This is a genomic window from Paraflavisolibacter caeni (assembly GCF_025628885.1).
Lineage (GTDB): Bacteria > Bacteroidota > Bacteroidia > Chitinophagales > Chitinophagaceae > Flavisolibacter > Flavisolibacter caeni.
Genome location: NZ_JAOTIF010000072.1, coordinates 1 through 1,479 on the forward strand (window position 1 = coordinate 1; position 1,479 = coordinate 1,479).

The following is a 1,479-nucleotide window of genomic DNA, read 5'->3' on the forward strand; positions in this document are numbered from 1 at the left end:
TCTGTATTCTAAGATTCCACCAAATGTTTTTTGGAGACCCTAAAAAGTTGTGTAAATAGGAAGTAGTAACTGTATTTGTAAGTTACAAAATCTTAGGGCATTGGGCTTTGGTCGCGCCGTAAGCGGTTGGGTTTCGTTCGCCTCCGCTACGCTCCGTCTCACTCACCCCAACCGCTTAGATGACCCCTTAGTGCAGTTACTCAAATTTCTTTTACACCAACCAATAAAGGCTACCTTTTTATGCTGCAATATTTACAATTTCCTGGTAAGGAGTTTGTCTCTTTACAACTGCAAACATCCTATCTACCAATTTATTTCTGATAATGTTTAGTGTGCTCATCTTACTTTTTCCTTCCCCAACTCTTTTTTGGTAATATTGTTTGAGTTCCCCGTTATGCTGTATGGCTACGGAAGCTGCTAAGTTCAATAACCGCTTGGCTTTTTTATTGGCATAATGGCTTACTCTGCTTTTCCCTCGTATGCTGGTTCCACTACTATGCTCAAAAGGCACCACACCTGCATAGCAACTGAACTGCCGGCTGTTGGAAAACTTTTGAAAATTGTCCGTATAAGCGATCATGTAGGCTGCTGTGATAAAACCTACTCCCTTAATGCTGGTTAACAACTTGTAGTTCATCTGCACGGCTTCACTCTGTTCTATAATAGACCCAATAGCCACCTCCACTTCCCTGATATCTGCTGTTAACTGCTTGATCCTTCTGAGGGGTATTTTGTTTTGGATATGGGATTTACCGTACTGCCTGGTGGCCTTTAGTTCTTTTAGCCTGGCTTTGTATCCACTTCTTTCTCTTACCAGTTTGTCCCGAAGCGTGATGAGATCCTTTAATTCTGTGATCAGTACAGCGGGCACTTTTTGTGCCTCCAACTCGTCTCTTCTCATCCATCCATAATGACTGATGGTGAAAGAATCTATTTTGTCGCTTTTACCACGTACTAAACCCACGGATCGCTTGATCTGCAAAGCGGATACTTTAGTGTACACGATTTGTTGCTCCTGCAGGAAGAGCTCAAATTGATAGGAGTAATAACCGGTATGTTCCATCACTACCCATAAATCTTCTTTGTTTCCAAAGCCTAAGGCCCACTTCAACCACTGCTTATAGCCCTTTGGATTATTAGGAGTTTTTACATGTGCCTCACTGGTTTTGATGGCATGATCAAGGGTCAACTTGGATACATCTGTTCCGATGATTACAGGCTTTTGCATACTTTAGTGTTTAGAAATAAACAAATAAGTTGGCTGTCTCTAAGACCTTTATCAGGCATTACGGGCCTAATATTCTAAACAGAGCACAGGCAACCAGAGTGGAAGCAGAGGTGGAGACCAATACAGAACTTGGGCCTTTAAGCCCAGTCGCATCTTAAGGTTCACTCCATCTCTCTTCCACTAAATTTATCATCTAAACATTATCTTCAAAGAACTTCTTAACTTCTAACCGCTAATCTAAAGGTCGCATC

1 protein-coding gene is annotated in these 1,479 nt (G+C 41.8%); it reads right to left on the reverse strand.

Annotated features, from left to right (window positions below; translation table 11 throughout):
- Window positions 1-238: 238 nt before the first annotated feature.
- Complete coding sequence (locus tag OCK74_RS27805) at window positions 239-1,228, reverse strand: IS110 family RNA-guided transposase (protein WP_279300387.1); 990 nt, start codon at window positions 1,226-1,228, stop codon at window positions 239-241.
- Window positions 1,229-1,479 lie beyond the last annotated feature (251 nt).

Coding starts and splice junctions, on each gene's coding strand:
- OCK74_RS27805 (WP_279300387.1), bottom strand. CDS start 1,228: ATGCAAAAGCCTGTAATCATCGGAACAGATGTATCCAAGTTGACCCTT.